This is a genomic window from Collinsella sp. LCP19S3_B11 (assembly GCF_052121915.1).
In the GTDB taxonomy this organism is placed as follows: domain Bacteria; phylum Actinomycetota; class Coriobacteriia; order Coriobacteriales; family Coriobacteriaceae; genus Collinsella.
Genome location: NZ_JBQKDI010000001.1, coordinates 163,585 through 179,276 on the forward strand (window position 1 = coordinate 163,585; position 15,692 = coordinate 179,276).

17 protein-coding genes and 1 pseudogene are annotated in these 15,692 nt (G+C 61.5%); 7 read left to right on the forward strand and 11 right to left on the reverse strand.

Annotated elements, in window-relative coordinates; translation table 11 throughout:
- Positions 1-39 precede the first annotated feature (39 nt).
- Both ACTQV4_RS00695 and ACTQV4_RS00700 read right to left on the reverse strand, forming a co-directional pair.
- The gene (locus ACTQV4_RS00695) at positions 40-1,362 is read right to left on the reverse strand and encodes a hypothetical protein (RefSeq protein WP_441569012.1); all 1,323 of its coding nucleotides are present in this window, start codon (positions 1,360-1,362) and stop codon (positions 40-42) included.
- A 24-nt stretch (positions 1,363-1,386) separates the two neighbouring features.
- A complete protein-coding gene (locus ACTQV4_RS00700; RefSeq protein WP_441032084.1) occupies positions 1,387-2,124 on the reverse strand; it encodes a DUF4428 domain-containing protein in 738 nt (245 codons plus the stop codon).
- A 164-nt stretch (positions 2,125-2,288) separates the two neighbouring features.
- Between ACTQV4_RS00700 and ACTQV4_RS00705 the strand changes: the two genes are divergently transcribed.
- The 5 genes and pseudogenes from ACTQV4_RS00705 (at position 2,289) to ACTQV4_RS00725 (ending at position 5,546) form a co-directional block, all read left to right on the forward strand.
- Positions 2,289-2,432 (forward strand): LuxR C-terminal-related transcriptional regulator, encoded by a 144-nt coding sequence (locus ACTQV4_RS00705; RefSeq protein WP_427727303.1) that lies wholly within the window; start codon positions 2,289-2,291, stop codon positions 2,430-2,432.
- Between the two features lie 121 nt (positions 2,433-2,553).
- Complete coding sequence (pyrE, locus tag ACTQV4_RS00710; protein ID WP_006236284.1) at positions 2,554-3,237, forward strand: orotate phosphoribosyltransferase; 684 nt, start codon at positions 2,554-2,556, stop codon at positions 3,235-3,237.
- Between the two features lie 313 nt (positions 3,238-3,550).
- A pseudogene (locus tag ACTQV4_RS00715) lies at positions 3,551-3,954 on the forward strand (family 1 glycosylhydrolase); the annotation flags it as partial.
- A gap of 264 nt (positions 3,955-4,218) precedes the next feature.
- Positions 4,219-4,755 (forward strand): PTS sugar transporter subunit IIA, encoded by a 537-nt coding sequence (locus ACTQV4_RS00720; protein WP_427719835.1) that lies wholly within the window; start codon positions 4,219-4,221, stop codon positions 4,753-4,755.
- 233 nt (positions 4,756-4,988) lie between these two features.
- A complete protein-coding gene (locus ACTQV4_RS00725) occupies positions 4,989-5,546 on the forward strand; it encodes a hypothetical protein (protein WP_427795241.1) in 558 nt (185 codons plus the stop codon).
- A gap of 511 nt (positions 5,547-6,057) precedes the next feature.
- On the opposite strand, the gene ACTQV4_RS00730 is transcribed toward ACTQV4_RS00725, so the two are convergent.
- From ACTQV4_RS00730 to trxA, 8 genes are all read right to left on the reverse strand, one after another.
- Positions 6,058-6,726 (reverse strand): HAD family hydrolase, encoded by a 669-nt coding sequence (locus ACTQV4_RS00730; RefSeq protein WP_441569014.1) that lies wholly within the window; start codon positions 6,724-6,726, stop codon positions 6,058-6,060.
- A gap of 124 nt (positions 6,727-6,850) precedes the next feature.
- On the reverse strand, positions 6,851-7,885 hold the full coding sequence (hypE, locus tag ACTQV4_RS00735) for a hydrogenase expression/formation protein HypE (RefSeq protein ID WP_441569016.1): 1,035 nt from the start codon (positions 7,883-7,885) through the stop codon (positions 6,851-6,853).
- A gap of 81 nt (positions 7,886-7,966) precedes the next feature.
- Positions 7,967-9,082 carry a hydrogenase formation protein HypD gene (gene hypD / locus ACTQV4_RS00740; RefSeq protein ID WP_441041777.1) on the reverse strand — a complete coding sequence of 372 codons (1,116 nt, stop codon included), beginning with the start codon at positions 9,080-9,082 and terminating at the stop codon, positions 7,967-7,969.
- On the reverse strand, positions 9,082-9,342 hold the full coding sequence (locus ACTQV4_RS00745) for a HypC/HybG/HupF family hydrogenase formation chaperone (RefSeq protein ID WP_154518167.1): 261 nt from the start codon (positions 9,340-9,342) through the stop codon (positions 9,082-9,084). Before ACTQV4_RS00745 ends, hypD begins: the two co-directional genes overlap by 1 nt.
- Before the next feature lie 134 nt (positions 9,343-9,476).
- Positions 9,477-12,134 (reverse strand): carbamoyltransferase HypF, encoded by a 2,658-nt coding sequence (gene hypF, locus ACTQV4_RS00750; protein WP_441569018.1) that lies wholly within the window; start codon positions 12,132-12,134, stop codon positions 9,477-9,479.
- Between the two features lie 117 nt (positions 12,135-12,251).
- Complete coding sequence (gene nikR, locus ACTQV4_RS00755) at positions 12,252-12,758, reverse strand: nickel-responsive transcriptional regulator NikR (RefSeq protein ID WP_441031937.1); 507 nt, start codon at positions 12,756-12,758, stop codon at positions 12,252-12,254.
- A gap of 1 nt (position 12,759) precedes the next feature.
- Positions 12,760-13,008 carry a hypothetical protein gene (locus ACTQV4_RS00760; RefSeq protein ID WP_006235225.1) on the reverse strand — a complete coding sequence of 83 codons (249 nt, stop codon included), beginning with the start codon at positions 13,006-13,008 and terminating at the stop codon, positions 12,760-12,762.
- A 220-nt stretch (positions 13,009-13,228) separates the two neighbouring features.
- Positions 13,229-13,549: a thioredoxin gene (gene trxA, locus ACTQV4_RS00765; protein ID WP_154518161.1), complete on the reverse strand. Its 321-nt coding sequence runs from the start codon at positions 13,547-13,549 to the stop codon at positions 13,229-13,231.
- Positions 13,550-13,685: 136 nt separating this feature from the next.
- On the opposite strand from trxA, the gene ACTQV4_RS00770 reads away from it, so the two are divergent.
- Entirely contained in the window at positions 13,686-14,261 is a 576-nt protein-coding gene (locus ACTQV4_RS00770; RefSeq protein ID WP_441041769.1) for a hypothetical protein, read from the forward strand.
- A gap of 60 nt (positions 14,262-14,321) precedes the next feature.
- Here the strand turns inward: ACTQV4_RS00770 and ACTQV4_RS00775 are convergent, their stop codons facing one another.
- Positions 14,322-14,462, reverse strand: coding sequence for a hypothetical protein (locus ACTQV4_RS00775; protein ID WP_441560238.1), 141 nt, complete (start codon positions 14,460-14,462; stop codon positions 14,322-14,324).
- A 194-nt stretch (positions 14,463-14,656) separates the two neighbouring features.
- Between ACTQV4_RS00775 and nadA the strand changes: the two genes are divergently transcribed.
- Positions 14,657-15,682: a quinolinate synthase NadA gene (gene nadA / locus ACTQV4_RS00780; protein ID WP_441569020.1), complete on the forward strand. Its 1,026-nt coding sequence runs from the start codon at positions 14,657-14,659 to the stop codon at positions 15,680-15,682.
- The last annotated feature ends 10 nt before the right edge of the window (positions 15,683-15,692 follow it).

A 15,692-nucleotide genomic window follows, 5' to 3' on the forward strand; every position in this document is an offset into this window, starting at 1 on the left:
CCTTTCTCGTCAAAGGCCGGGTGGTATTGGTCAGAATGGCTAATCGTCCTTGTTGTCCTTCATGACAACGGTGGTCTCGGTGTGGCTGAAGGTGTCGTGCTTCTCGGTCAAGTCGAGCTCGCCGCAGTAGCAATCGGCGTGGGTGGCCTCGTTGGCCGTCTTGAGCTGGCCTACCAGCAGCACGTCTGCGATGATTACGATGATCAGCGGCGCGACGATGTTGATGAGGATGCCCTCGATATCAAAGGTGAGGTAGTCCGGATTGAAGGCGTTCTCGCCCATAAAGAGAATCTGGGAGAGGACAAACCCGATCACAAAGAACAGCACCGAGGCGATGGCGAGCTTGGGCTTGGAGCAGGGCAGCTCGCCGACCATGCGGCCGGTTTGGCCGTTCATGGCAAACAGGTAGCTCTTGCCGTTCCACGAGGTGGAAAGCATCCACACGGGGAACAGAGCGTAGTTGCTGTCTTCCCAGGTGTAGTCGAGCTGCTTGCTTTCGACCGTGGCATCGTCATATTCGTCGACGACGGTCTCGCGCAGGGCCGAAATCGTACTTTCTTCCATACGACGCTCGGCGCGCGCCTTGCAGGTCTCGCAATCCTCATCGTAGCGGTTGGCGATGTAGCCGGGCATATACGCGACCGAGAACGGGCGCAGCGCGTCGTAGTCAAACGGCTCAATGGCATCCATGTGGCCGTCGGGCATCTTGGACGATCCGTCGACGGGCACGCGCTCAAACGAGATTTTGCCCTTACGGTAGGCGTCGTAGTGGTCGGTGGTCGTGACGGTGCGGTCGGATTCCTCGGTCACGGTCTCGTTGGTCGCATCAAAGTACACTTCGCCGTCCACGCGGGCGCCGTAGAGCCAAAACGGCACGTAAACGCCTTGGACCTCGTCGATGTGGTTGCCGGTGACAAAGCTCTTGGGCAGCAGGATTTTGCCCTTGTAGTGCTCTTTGAGTGCTGCCATAACATCATCGCGCCCGAGCTTAAACGGAATCACCAGGTCGGGTGAGAAGTCGCCCGAGAGCTGGCCGGGCGCCACGGCGGAGTTGCCGCAGTATGGGCAGGTGGTAACGGCGACGGTGCCGTCCGAGACCAGCTCGGCGCCGCACGACGAGCAGATGTAGCCGGCGTTTTGGGCCAGATCCTGCACGGCATCGTCGACAGCAGGTTTGGGGGCCGCGGCTGCGGCATCGGCTTTGGCATCTGCCTTGTCCTGGCGCTCGCGATAGAGGGCCTCGACTTCTTCGACTTCAAAACGCGAATCGCAGTAGTCGCAGACAAGCTTTTGTTCGGCACTGGCAAAGTGAAGGGGGCCGCCACACGCGGGGCACTGATAGTTGACACTCTCGAAGGCCATGACCGGTCCTTTCCGTGCCGGAGACTATGCGCCGATGGCGCCGCCGCAGTATTCGCAGCGCCCGCTGGCATCGGGAATGGTGGTTGCACCGCAGAAGGGGCAGGTGACCGCGGTCTTGGGGGCCTTGGCGGCCACGACGCTGTCGCGCGTTTCCTGACGAAGCTGCACCAGTGCATCGCGGACCTCGGTTGCCTGGCGCTTGGCCTCGCGGTACTCGATGGACCCGCGCTGATCGATGGTGGAGTCGTTCACGCGCAGGTTGATCTCGGTAAAGTACGGCGTGTTGACGTGAATGGTCAGGTTAAAGTCGTAATCCAGGTCGTAGCGCGGCGGGTTGTAGCTCTCGCGCTCGCCGTCCTTGGTCTCGCGATAGATCTCGGTGCGATGCTCGTCGATATCCATGTCGCAGCCGAGTACCTGTGAGAACTCGATGATGTCGGGATTGGCGTCGCGCCAGCGGCTCTGCGAAGTGATGATCAGCAGGCCCGCGTCCTCATCGAGCATGATGTTGGTGCGCCCGGCAGAGAGCGTGCGCGTGGGGTTGAACGAGGCCAGGCGCTCGGCGTTGGCCTCGCGGTAGGCGAGTTGCTCGCGGATATCGTCCGCGGTGCTGGAGCGCCAACCACTAAAGAAGGGGGAGAGCTTGCCTGCGCACTCTTTGCACAGGTAGCCTTCGTTGATTTTGGTCTTTCCCAAAAGCCCCAGTTCGGTACCGCAAATCGCGCACTCTTTCTTCTCGAACATCTTGTCAAAGAAGCCCATGGCTGCCTCCCATCAACAGGTAGCGTGTGTCACTTTTGATGATGGGTGAGCGCGCGATCTTTCACGATACCCAGACGGCTCAAGGAGTCTCCACAACTGGGACACATGGCCCATTTTCGGCCACTCATTGGCCACTCATTGGGGGCGTACTTAAATGAGTACAGTTGAGCGTTCAGGACATTGCCGCAACGCTTTTCCTTTCGCGCTCTACGCTCTACCGCCACATTTCCTCGATCAACAGAAAGACCGGTACCGACTCGCGTGTGGCCCTTATCAACTTCTTCTGGTCCTGGGCACCCAAGGACTAGCGTATGAGGCGCCGCCCAGTTCCTTACTCTAACGGGGGGATGTGGCTCCAAAGCGCACCCGCATCGACGCTTCGCCTGCGCTAAACTGGAGGGCACGTACGCGATTACGAGAGGAGCCCGCATGGAGGCTTACAAGCAAGAGTTCATCAAGTTTATGGTTGAGTCCGACGTTCTTAAGTTCGGCAGCTTTACGCTCAAGAGTGGTCGTCAGTCCCCGTTTTTTATGAACGCCGGCGCTTACGTGACAGGCTATCAGCTCAAGAAGCTGGGCGAGTATTACGCCCAGGCCATCCACGATAACTTTGGCGACGACTTTGATGTGCTGTTTGGACCGGCCTACAAGGGTATTCCGCTGGCCGTCGTGACCGCAATTGCCTACCACGAGCTGTACGGCAAGGAGGTCAAGTACTGCTGCGACCGCAAGGAGGCCAAGGACCACGGTGCCGATAAGGGCAACCTGCTGGGTTATGAGCCCCAGGACGGCGACCGTGTGGTCATGGTCGAGGACGTTACCACCAGCGGCAAGTCCATCGACGAGACCTATCCCAAGGTTAAGGCTGCCGCCGACGTCGAAATCAAGGGCCTGATCGTGTCTCTCAACCGCATGGAGGTCGGCAAGGGTGGCGTGACCACCGCTCAGAAGGAGATCGAGGCAAAGTACGGTTTCCCCGTCGCGAGCATCGTCTCCATGGCCGAGGTCGTCGAGACCCTCTACAACCACGAGATCGATGGCAAGGTCGTCATCGATGACGAACTTAAGACCGCCATCGACGCCTACTACGAGCAGTACGGAGCTCGGGAGTAGGTAGTTACGTGGGTTTACCAACCCTATCGGTTCCGCCGTTCTGCGGAACGGCGGACCCACCGACGCTGCGCGCCGCCCAGAGCGACAATTTGTCATTCAAAAGACGAGGCATGACCAGAAGGTCAATGCCTCGCCTTTTTCATGCCAACTTGTTCTCCCTGGACGTCGCTCGCTGTCCGTCCTCTACTTGCGGCGTTGTCTTGCTCCGGATGCGGCCCGCTCGCTGCCGTTGCCAGAGTAGCCATTGGGGACGTTCTTAAACGACTAGTCGTTGGGGACATTCTTGTTTGACTAGTCGTTTAAGAACGTCCCCACCGACTGGGGCTGGCAGATCGATCCGCTGGGCCTGCGCATCGCCCTCAACGAGATTTACGCCCGCTACGAGATTCCGCTGATGGTGGTCGAGAACGGCATGGGCGCCTACGACGAGGTCGAGGAGGACGGCTCCATCCATGACCCGTATCGCATCGCCTACCTGCAGAGCCACATCAAGGCCATGGGCGAGGCCATTGCCGATGGCGTTGACCTGATAGCCTACACCTGGTGGGGTCCCATCGACCTGGTTTCCGCCGGCACTGGCGAGATGCGCAAGCGCTACGGCTTCATTCACGTCGATAAGTACGACGACGGCACCGGTACCTACGAGCGCCGCCGCAAGGACAGCTTCTTCGCATACCAGAGATCATCAAGTCCAACGGCACCGAGGGCTTGGAATAATTGAGCCCCGGCGTTCCGCCGAACGCCGGACCGGCCGCCGACTACGTGACCACCGACGTCGATGACGACGGCATCTGGAACGCTTTTGTTCACCCGGGGCTTATCGAGGCTTAATCGACAATATGAGTGCCACTGGGGAAAAGGTTTTGGAAGGGCTTGGAAGGGCTTGTGATTCGGGCCCTTGCCTTAGCATTTTGGCCATTTGGCACTATAATCACCATAGGTATGCGCATAACGTTGCGCTTAATCAAGAGGAGAAAACGTATGGGTCTGTTTGATATGTTCAAGAAGAAGGCTGAGCCCGTGGCTGCCGCTGCTCCGGCCTCCATTTCTGCTTCTGCCGGCGCCGACGTGCTGTGTTCGCCCGTCAAGGGCAAGGTCATCAAGATGGCCGACGTGCCCGATCCCGTCTTTGCTGGCGAGGTTTTGGGCAAGGGCTGCGCCGTGTGGCCCGAGGACGACCTGGTCTACGCTCCCTGCGACGGCAAGGTGACCGTCACCATGGGTCACGCCGTGGGCCTGCAGTCCGATAGCGGCATCGAGGTTCTGGTGCACGTTGGCGTCGATACCGTCAACATGAATGGCGACGGCTTCGAGGGCTTCGTCAAGGCCGACGACGTCGTGAAGGCCGGCCAGCCCTTGCTCAAGATCGACCGCGCCAAGATCGCTGCCGCCGGTTACAAGGACTGCGTCGTCGTGGCCGTGTCCAACACCGCCGAGTTTGCCGATGTCGAGCTCGCTGTCGAGGCCGAGTCTGCCGTCGCCGCCGGTGACGCCATCGTTAAGGTCGTCCGCAAGTAGTCTGCGGCATCCAGAAGATGCACAAGGGTGGTCGGGTTATCCGGCCACCCTTTTTTAGTAGGCCGAGTAGGCGCATTTTATTGCAGGGGGCTTGCTTTATGGGCCATTCACTCGTCAAATTGAGCCGCCTACGCTTTTGCGACGTAGGGGGTTGAACGGAGCCGCTAATATGGACCTACTGTTACGACGTGCGCTGCGCGGGAAACGCAGCGCCGCTTGTTTGGAGGAATGTCATGAAAAAGAAGCTGCTGCTTGCGCCCCTGATGGCTGCCCTGGTCGCGTGCGTGGTTTTGCTTTCCGGCTGCGGAGGGCCTTCGGTGGAGGAGCTCATCACCAACGACCTTACGAGTCAGTTTGACGAGATCAAGAACGGCGGCGATGATTTCCTCTCCGGCCTGGAAGAGGCTTCGGGCGACGAGTTTGAGCAGCTGGGCATCGATCCCAAGGAGTATGCCAAGAGCTATCTCGAGGGTTTTGATTACAAGATCGGTGATGTGACGGTCGATGAGGACAAGGGCACCGCGACCGCCGAGGTCACCATCACCTGCAAGTCCATGAACAAGATCGTCGAAGATTTCGCCACCCAGTATCAGGAGAAGATCGCCGCACTCGATACGATGCCTTCCGAGGACGAGCTGTACAAGATGGCCGGCCAGGTGATGGTCGACGTGACCAAGGCCGCTAAGACCAAGGACACCAAGGTCACCTTTAAGTATTCCGCCAACGAGGATAACGAGTGGTCTGCCGACGATTCCGCAACCACCGAGATGATGAATGCGATGATGAACTAGTTCGTTGCGGCGTTTTACCAAACGCCGCAACTGCTCGACGCTGCGTGGGCACCAGAGCGACAACTTGTCATTCAAAGAGGACGGCATGACCAGAAGGTCTATGCCGTCCTCTTTTCATGCCAATTTGTTTGCTCTGGTGCCCGCTCGCTGACATTGCCGAAACATCGACGTTGCCATGGTAGTCATTGGGGACGTTCTTAAATGACTAGTCAAAAGGGACACTCTTGCGGCACTTGGGGACGTTCCTTTTCTGCCGGCAGCTGGGGACACTCCTTGCACCGGCGTTACATCGAGTGCTTGGGAAAATGCGGCCCAGTTTTTGGCCGAATAGTGGGTTGCGGTTTCCGGATGGGGTGGGTTGCGGAAAGTTCGACCCGGAATATTGCTCCAAAACGGGATGCCGTTTCCCCGACGCACCTCAAACGGAAAGCGCACCCCATTCCGGAGCTCCAAAACGGGATGCCGTTTCCGCGTGGAAGAATTGTCGCAGCTACGTTGAGCAGCGGCTCCGCTACTCGCCCAGCACCAGCGCCGTGAGCTCTGCCTGGGTGTCCACCACGTAGTCGGCGCCGGCGGCTTCCAGCTCTGCGCGGCCGCGGAAGCCCCAGCTGACGCCTGCGCTCTTAAGACCGGCGTTGTGGCCGGTCAGGATATCGACATTGGAATCGCCTACGTAGAGCGTGGTCGCCGGGTAGGCGCCCAGCTCTTCCATCACATGCAGCGTGACGGGTGCCTCGGGCTTGGGCGGAAACGCATCGACACGGCCCTGTACCAGCGCAAAGCGCTCGGAACCAAAATACTTCTCGATAAGCGGGGCCGCCGAGACGTGGTCCTTGTTAGTGAGCACGGCAAGCTGCACACCCGCGGCACGCAAGCGGTCGAGCATCTCGATCGTGCCGGCATAGGGGGCGGTGTGGTCCTCCTTGTGCTCGCCGTAATAAGCCCTAAACTCGGCAAGCGTCTGCTCAAACATACGGCCGTCGCCCGCGTACTCGGCGGGCATAAAGCGCTCAACCAGCTTGAGCATGCCGTTTCCCACCTTGTAGCGGTACTCGTCAACGGCAAATGTAGGCCAGCCGTGCGCCTCGCAGGTATGGTTGCCGGCGGCTGCCAGGTCCTCGAGCGTGTTGAGGATGGTGCCGTCCAGATCAAAGATCACATGGGAAAAAGCTGCTGCCATGAAAGCTCCCGTCATTGGGTTTCAAAACGCACCCCATAATACTGGGCTTACGCGTTGGGTGTGCTTGGAATCTGAACATCTCCAGGGATATCAGGTGACATCGCGCCACTCATGCGATTCCGCCCTAGCAAATCCTTGGCAGCTGCTCTCCCACGAGCATGTCGAGGATGCGGGTCGAGCCCCAGCCGGTGCGCACGCGCACGGCGGGACGGGCGTCCGATCCAAGCGGCAGCACGCGGCCGATGATGGCGGCATTCTCGCCGTAGCGGGCGGCGCGCATGGCGCTCAGCGCGGCATCGGCCTGCTCGGCCGGCACGACGGCAACCATCTTGCCCTCGTTTGCCACCTGCAGCACATCGTAGCCGAGCATCTCACATGCGGCCTGCACGTCGGGACGCACGGGCACGGCATCCTCGTCGACCTCCATGGCAACGCCGCTGGCCTGGGCAAACTCGTTGAGTGTGGATGCCAGGCCACCGCGCGTGGGGTCGCGGAAGCAACGAGTGTCGGGGGCGGCGGCCAAAACGGCGGCAATCAGGTGGTTGAGCGGCGCGGCATCGCTTTCGATCGTGCTCGAAAATGCCAGGCCCTCGCGTTGGCTCATGATGGCGATCCCGTGGTCGCCCAGTGTGCCTGACACCAGGATAACGTCGCCGGGGCGGCAGTTGGCGCCGCTGAGCGCCACGCCCGTGGGAACCTCGCCCACGCCGGCGGTATTGATGTAGACGCCGTCGGCCCCGCCGCGCTCAACAACTTTGGTGTCGCCGGTGATGATCGCTACGCCCGCCTCGCGCGCCGTCTCGGCCATGGTCTGCACAATCTGGCGGAGCTTATCCATGGGATAGCCCTCTTCGAGGATAAAGCCGCACGATAGGTAGCGCACGTTGGCGCCCGAGGTCGCGACGTCGTTGACGGTTCCGCACACGGCGAGGCGGCCGATATTGCCACCGGGGAAGAACTGCGGCGAGACTACAAAGCTGTCGGTCGACATGGCGATGCGCCCGCTCGCGGGCAGCGCGGCGACGCCGGCGTCGTTGCCTTCGAGCAACTCGGGCGCCCCAAAGGCATCTAAAAAGACCTCATCGATGATGCGTTTCATCATCTGACCGCCGGAGCCATGGCCCAAAAGGACGGTGCTATCGGTGATGCTATGGGACATATCCAAAACTCCAATCGTGGGTGGAATTATATGGGTGAGGCGCAACGTCGACCAGTCCGCCGCTCGTTAGAACGGCGGAACCTAATAGTCGCGGTAGCGGTAGTACGCCGCGCAGCTGCCTTCGGAGCTCACCATGCACGGGCCGACGGGGTGCTCGGGCGTGCAGGTGCGGCCAAAGAGCGGGCAGCCGCTCGGCGTAATGGCCCCGCGCAGCACGTCGCCGCAGCGGCACCCACGCGGCTCGACCGTCGCCTCAACGGGCACGTCAAAGCGGGTACGGGCATCAAAGCGCGAGAACTCAGGGCGGATGGAAAGGCCCGAGTTGGCAATCGGCCCCAGCCCGCGCCATGTGGTGTCGCATGGCTCAAACACCTGCTCGACCAGCTGTCGCGCCACGGGGTTGCCGTCTGCGTTGACGCCACGGCGGTAGGCGTTGTCGATCGCGGGCCTGCCCTCGACAGCCATCTGGACCAGCATGCAGATGCCTTGCAGGATATCGACCGGTTCAAATCCCGTGACCACGCCCGGGGTATCGAACTCGTCGACCAAAAAGCTAAAGGGCGCCAAACCCGTGATGGTGGCGACGTGGCCCGGCAGGATAAAGCCGTCGATGGCGGTCTCGGGATCGTTGGCGATGGCGCGCAACGCCGGCGGCGTGGTCTTGTGGGCGCAATAGACCGAAAAGTTCAAAAGCCCGCGCGCCTCGGCCTCCAAGATGGCAGCGGCGATGGTGGGCGTCGTAGTCTCAAAGCCCACGCCCATAAAAATGACCGGACGATCGGGGTTTTGCTCGGCAATGTCAAGCGCATCGAGCGGGGAGTAGACGATGCGGATATCGCGCCCTGCCGCCTTTTGCGCTGCGAGCGAGGTGGACGATCCGGGCACGCGCATCATGTCGCCAAAGGTGGTGATGATGGCGCCGTCTATGTTAGCGAGCGCGATCGCGTGGTCGATGTCACGGTTGGCGGTAACGCAGACGGGGCAGCCCGGGCCGCTCAGCAGCTTGAGCCCGGCCGGCATAATGGAGCGAAAGCCATAGCGGCCGATGCTCACGGTGTGCGTGCCGCAGACTTCCATAAGGTTGATGCTGCGGTTGCCGACAAGCTCTTGAATACGATCGATGAGCTCGCGAGCCAGCTTGGGGTCGCGAAATGCCGAAAAGTCGATACCGGAGCGCGCCGGCTGTCCGGCCGCCACTAGTATGCCTCGGCCGGGTTGCTGGCCAGTTGGTCTTCTTCGGCCAGTTCGGTCATGGCGTTAACGAGCTCGAGCGTTTCTTGCGCTTCCTGCTCGTCGACGATCTGGATGCCAAAGCCGGCGTGCACGAGAATATAGTCGCCAACCTGCGCCGTCGGCACGAGTCGTAGCGACACGGGGCGCTCGATGCCCATCATGTCGACGGTGGCCTTGAGGCCGTCGTCGCGTTTGACTACTTTACCGGGGACGGCAAGGCACATATTGTTCCCCTTTTAGACGCTTTGCGCTGGATGGGCGCTCAATAATCCATCAGTTGATGGTAGCGCTCGCGGGGTTCGCGGGCAAACGCGTTACGCCTGTGAGACGGCTGGGCACAGCGGCGTGCGAGAGCGAGCTACTGCGATGCGATTTGCGCAAGACGAGCGCTTGCGACCGCCGCCTGACCGTAGGCGATGCAGCCGTCATTGACGGGCACGGTATGCGGGATAAGGACAGTAAGACCTGCGCTTTTGAGCTCGCGGGTGAGGAGCTGGAGCAGAAGTCGGTTCATGAACACGCCGCCCGAGAGCGCGACGGTGTCGAGGCCTTCACGGGTGCAGATCTCGCTGGCGATGCGTGCCGAAGAGCGCGCGACGGCGACATGGAAGTCGAGTGCGAGCCTGTCGGCGGGCACACTGGCTCTGGTTCCCTCCAAAAGCGCCGCAAAAAGTGAGCTGGGGCTCAGGACGAGAGACCTGCTCGAGGTTGCTTGGACAGTTAGTTCAGATTTGTACTTTTTAGAGTGGTAATGGGTGGTATAGATCGTCTGCGAGGACCCCGAATGGGTTGATTTGGGGTATCCGGCGGGCGAATTAACCGCAAATGAGGTGCCTGGAGAGCCCTCTTCGGGGTAATCTGAGCCAAAACCGTTGGTTAGAGGGTCTGTTTTTAATACAAATCTGAACAAACTGTCCAGTCGCAATGGGTCAGATGCGGAACAGCCGTCTTTATCGCCGGGAACATGGGTAATTTTGCTGCCGAGCGCGCGCCAGGCGGCGGCTTCGAGTTCGATGGCGGGCTCGCCTTCGTAGGTTGCCTGCCCGCAAATGCCCAAAACTGCAGCGGCGGCGTCAAAGAGACGCCCCATACTGCTCGTGCGTGGGCTGTTGATGTTCCGCTCGATCATCGTTGCCGTCACGCTGCGTGTTTGCTCGTCTAGGCCGTCCAAGAGCCGCTCGGCCCCCGGATGTTCAAGCAGGCCGAGCTCACTGAGCAGGGCAAAGGCGTTGCGGCGGGCGTCGCGCACGGAGGCCGCCCCGCCGGGGAGCGTCCAGGTGCGCAAATGCGCGGCGCGCTCAAAGCCGCCAAGGCTGGCAACAAGAAACTCGCCGCCCCAAATGGTCCCATCGGTGCCGGCGCCGGTGCCGTCAAAGGCGATGCCAAGGACGCGCGCGTCGGTTGTAAGCTGGCCCGCGGCAATCGCCTCGGCCATTACGCTCGCGATATGCGCATGATGGTGCTGGACCTCGACGAGCGGCAGATTGTGCTCCCGTGCCTGCTCGCGCGCCCATTGGCTCGACAGATAGCTGGGATGCATGTCGCATGCCAAGGCGGCAGGCGCCAGGTCAAAGAGGTTTTCCAGACGCGAGAGCGCGGCGCTCCAGGCATCGAAGGTTCCGCCGTTTTCGATATCGCCGATATGCTGCGACACAAAACAGGTCGTATGACCGTCCGAGTCCATGCGAGTGAGCGCAATCGTAGCTTTTTGTTGCGGCCCGCAGGCGAGCACGCAGGACGGAGCGCCGTCGAGCGCCGGCAACGGCAGCGGCTGGGGTGCATATCCGCGAGCGCGGCGAACGGGCATAACGGCGCCGTTCACCGCGCGCACCACAGAGTCGTCGTAGCGCGAGAGGATTGCGCGGTCGTTACCGAGCAACGCGTCGGCGATGCCGGCGGCAACGAGGTGTTCCCAGGCAAGGTTGTCATCGGTCTCGATGGGTTCTTCGCTCAGGTTTCCGCTGGTCATGACGAGCGCGTGCATACCGCGGGCTTCTGCCGCGGCAAGCAACAGATGCTGAAGCGGGGTGTAGGGGAGCATAACGCCAAGCTCAGGAAGGTTGTGCGCGACGGACGGCGCGAGCGCGTTGGGGGAGCCGCCGCTCTCGCAAACGGCACGTCGGTGCAGCAGCACGATGGGGCGAATGCTGCCGGTCATCAAGCCGCGTTCAACGTCGTTGACATGGCACAGGCGTTCAGTATCGGCAAGGCCGCGTACCATAACGGCAAGCGGCTTGTTGCTGCGGCGCTTGCGACGGCGCAGCTCGACCACCGCCTGCTCGTTGGAGGCGTCGCATGCCAAGTGGAATCCGCCCAGGCCCTTGATGGCAACAATACCGCCGTTGGCCAGCAGCTCAACACAGCGGTCGATAATGGCGTCGCTGGTCTTGCGCGTGGTGCCGACGGTCAGCGACGCGGCGGCTTCGCCGGCCTCGCGCCACGTAATGTGCGGCCCGCAATCAAAGCAGGCATCGGGCTGCGCGTGAAACCGCCGGTCAAGCGGGTCGCCATACTCTGCGGCACAGGTGGGGCACATGGGAAAGCAATCCATCGAGGTGGCCGCTCGGTCATAGGGCAGCGACCGGATGATGGTAAAGCGCGGTCCGCAGTTGGTGCAGTTGATAAAGGGATAGTGAAAGCGTCGGTCGGCGGGGTCGAACAGCTCGTGCAGGCAGTCGTCGCACGTGGCGATGTCGGGCGAGACGAGCGTCGTGTGGGCGGTTTGATCCTGCGATGCCACAATGCGAAAGCCCCGCTCGTTGGCGGCGTCCCAGTCGCCGGGCGCTAGGTCCATAACCTCGACATGCTCCACACGAGCCGCCGCAGGCGTATGCTCGGAAAGCGCGGCGACAAATTCGTCGAGCGCCTCGCTTAGAGCGTGCGCCTCGATATGCACGCCATCGCCCGCGTTAAGCACCCAGCCGCAAATGCCGTGCGCCATGGCCTCGCGATACACAAACGGTCGCATGCCGACGCCCTGCACAATGCCCGTTACATGGATATGCGCATGTCGCATGCGACCCTCCTTCATCGAGACCTGCCAAAAAGGGACAGGTTTATTTTGGTAGGTAAAACGTTAAACCTGCCAAAACAAACCTGTCCCTTCTTGGCAGGTGCGCCGCGCAAAGACCCGCTACAGCCCCAGGCTCTGCTCGGTGGCGGCGCAGGTGAGCTCGCCGTGTTTAACGCCGCGCAGGCCCAGCAGACGGTCGGCCAGCTCGTAGACACGCTCGCCGCGACCCTTAAGCGCCAGAATCTCCAAGCAGTTGTGGTGGTCCAGATGCACGTGCATGGTCGAGACAATCTCGTCGGTGTAGTCGTGCTGCACCTCGTCCAGACGGCGTGTCAGATCGCCGGTGTGATGGTCGTAAATCATGGTGAGCGATCCGATGACCTGCTCGTCGGGCGTTCGCATCTGCTCCTTGGCAATGGAGGCGCGAATCAGGTCGCGCACGGCCTCGGAGCGGTTGGCAACGTCGCCGCGGCGCGCGATTTGCTCGTCAAAGCGGCGCAACAGGTCGTCGGGAGCGGTGACCGAAAAACGGACCAGCTCGGAGGCGGAGCTGCTGCAACGGCAGCCCACGTCGCCGGTCGGCCCGTGCGGATGCTCGTGCTCGCAGGCGTGCTCGTGCTCGGCCACGCTACACCAGCTTTACGGAGCCAACGGAGTTATGGTCGGCCTCGATGGCCTCCTCGTAGCCCTCGAGTGCGTCGTGCGCCTCGTGGAGCGCCGCCATGGCGGCCTCGAGCTTGGCGCCAATGCGCTCCATGTCAAAGTTCTCGGTCGCATGCAGCAGCTGATGGCTCCACTCGTGGGCGAGCTCAATGGTGTCGTCGACCTGCTTGACGCTCATGGCAAGCTGGCTCATGTTCATTCCGACGTCATGCATGGGAAATCTCCTTTTGTACGGGTCTAATCAGTGGTTCAGATTCTACTACGCCCGCTTTACGCATCGCCGCATAAGAAAACGGGTGCGAGTCCGTCTGACCCGCACCCGTTCACTGGGGGCTGTTTGTGATTACCATACTATCCGTGGTCGCGGGCGCAACACCCGGCTCTCCGGCGAGCGGCACAAAACCACTCATGGACGGCAACACATGACCGGCGTATTACAGGTGCTTCTCAAGCAGCGCCTGCAGCCTGGCCTTGGGCAGCGCACCGACGGAGCGGTCGATTTCCTCGCCGTTCTTAAAGACAACCAGCGTGGGGATGCTCATAACGCCAAACTTCATGGCCAGGTCCTGATTGTCGTCGACGTTGCATTTGGCGACGGTAATCTTGCCGGCCAGCTCGTCGGCCACTTCGTCAACAATGGGCGAGAGCGAACGGCAGGGACCGCACCACGGTGCCCAAAAATCAACCAGCACGGGAAGGCTGCCGTTAACGACGGAATCGAAATTCTCGGGGGTAATCTGCTTAATGTCAGCCATGGTGACCTCCATAGTGCGACGCGGCTCGGCCGCGTAAAACTCAGTACGACCGTGCTTATACCCAACGGCCCGCAATGCAACCACTCGCAGGCGGCTCTTTTATATAATGGTGGGCACGCAAACGATTGGAGAGCGCATGCCCACGTCACAAAGCCAGAAAAAAGAAGCCATCGCCCAGGCGGCCGAGCAGGAGCTCGCATCGCTCGCGGGCCGCGGCGTGCGTATCGCGGGTAACGCGTGCTCGCCGATTGTGCTGGTAAAAGGTGATTTAGACGATGCCGAGCGTGCGGGTGGCGAGCTGGCTGCCGGTCCAGACGGCGCCGCGTTGCGTAAGGCGCTCGGCGCCATCGGTTACGCGCCCGAGGATTTCTGCGTGCTGGCAAGTGTTGCCGGCGCGGGCGACGGAGCGGTTGCGATAGGCGAGGACCTGCCGTGCGAGCTGTTCCGCGAGGCGCTCGAGGCCTTGGACCCCGAGGCGGTCCTGCTGCTGGACGATCGCGCGGCCGATACCATGCGCGAGACCTACGCAGACATGCTCGTGGCGATCGACGACTTTGATACCGCCATGCTCAAGCCCGGCTTGGTCGCCCACGTGCAGGGTCGTCGCGTACTCGCGCTCGACGGCTTTGAGGCCGCGCTGACCGACAAGGCCGCCAAGCAGCGCATGTGGGCCTACATCAAGCAGCTGACCCCGGCCGCCGCACCGCTGTAGCGGACTGGCGCCGGCAAGGCGGTCCTGATGGGTCGAGCGCGGCGCCGACTTGTCGCGCCCTTACATCACTGCGCGAAGCTCAAACCGATTGCCGTGAATGCGAAACTGGCAGTTGCCGTTCATGCGCTCGACGGCGAACTTGATGCTCTTGGTGTCAAAGCCGTGTCCGGTGTGCTCGGCCACGGGCATGCCGTCGACCATGCGCGGCGGGCGCCCAAAGATGCCTCCTGCGTTATCGAGAGCTCGACTGTCCTCAGCTTGCCAGTTCGAAAATGGACCCGCCCCAAGATTGAATCTTTATTCCAACTTTACACCTGGCTTTACAGCTGTCTTGTCAGCTGTAAAGCCGGGTGTCATACTAAAGCCCCAAGATTCGCCAAAAGAGAGGGGCCTTGATGGCACAGAGCGCGAACATGGATGCATCGGAGCTTGCACGCGATATCGCGGCCGGCCTGGCATCGGCAACGACGGCAACGGAGCGCGCGGCACTGGTGCCCGCAGAGCTCGTCGAGGCCATTCATCAGCTAAAAACCCAACGTGACGCAGTGATCCTGGCGCACTATTATGTGGCGCCCGAGGTTCAGGCTGTGGCCGATTTCGTCGGCGACAGCTTCTACCTGGCAAAGCTCGCCAAGAGCCTGCCGCAGCAGACTATCGTGCTGTGCGGCGTGGAGTTTATGGGCGAGAGTGCCAAGCTGCTCAATCCCACCAAGACCGTGCTGCTGCCCGAGCCGGGCGCGGACTGTCCCATGGCGCACATGGTCAAGCACGAGACGGTCGACGCGGCGCGCGCCGAATATGGCGACGACCTGGCCGTGGTGTGTTACGTCAACTCGACGGTCGAGATCAAGAGCTGGAGTGACGTGTGCGTTACCAGCTCTAACGCCGTCAAGATCGTCTCCGAGCTGCCGCAGCAGCACGTCTTGTTCATTCCCGACCAGAACCTGGGCCGCTTTGTGGCCGAGCAGGTGCCCCAAAAGCACGTCATCCTCAACAACGGCTACTGCCCGCGCCATCACATCATCACCGTCGAGCAGATCGTCGACGCACAGGAGGCGCACCCCGACGCGCTCGTGCTGGCGCACCCCGAGTGCAAGGCCGACGTCCTGGCCGAGGCCGACTACATCGGCTCCACTGCCGGCATCATCAAGTATGCCGAGGAGTCGGACGCGAGCGAGTTCATCATCGTGACGGTCCGCGGCGTGCTCTACGAGCTCGAGCGGCGCTGCCAGGGCACCGGCAAAAAGTTCTACTTCCCCGCGGTGCAGCCCACCTGCGTCAACATGGATCTCATCACGCTCGAAAAGCTCGTGCGCTGCCTGGAGACGGGCGAGGGCGAGGTGCAGATCGGCGTGTCGGATGAGGCCGCCGACCAGGCCAAGCTCACGCTCGACCGCATGCTCGAATACGCGGCGCGCTAAGCCAATGTGA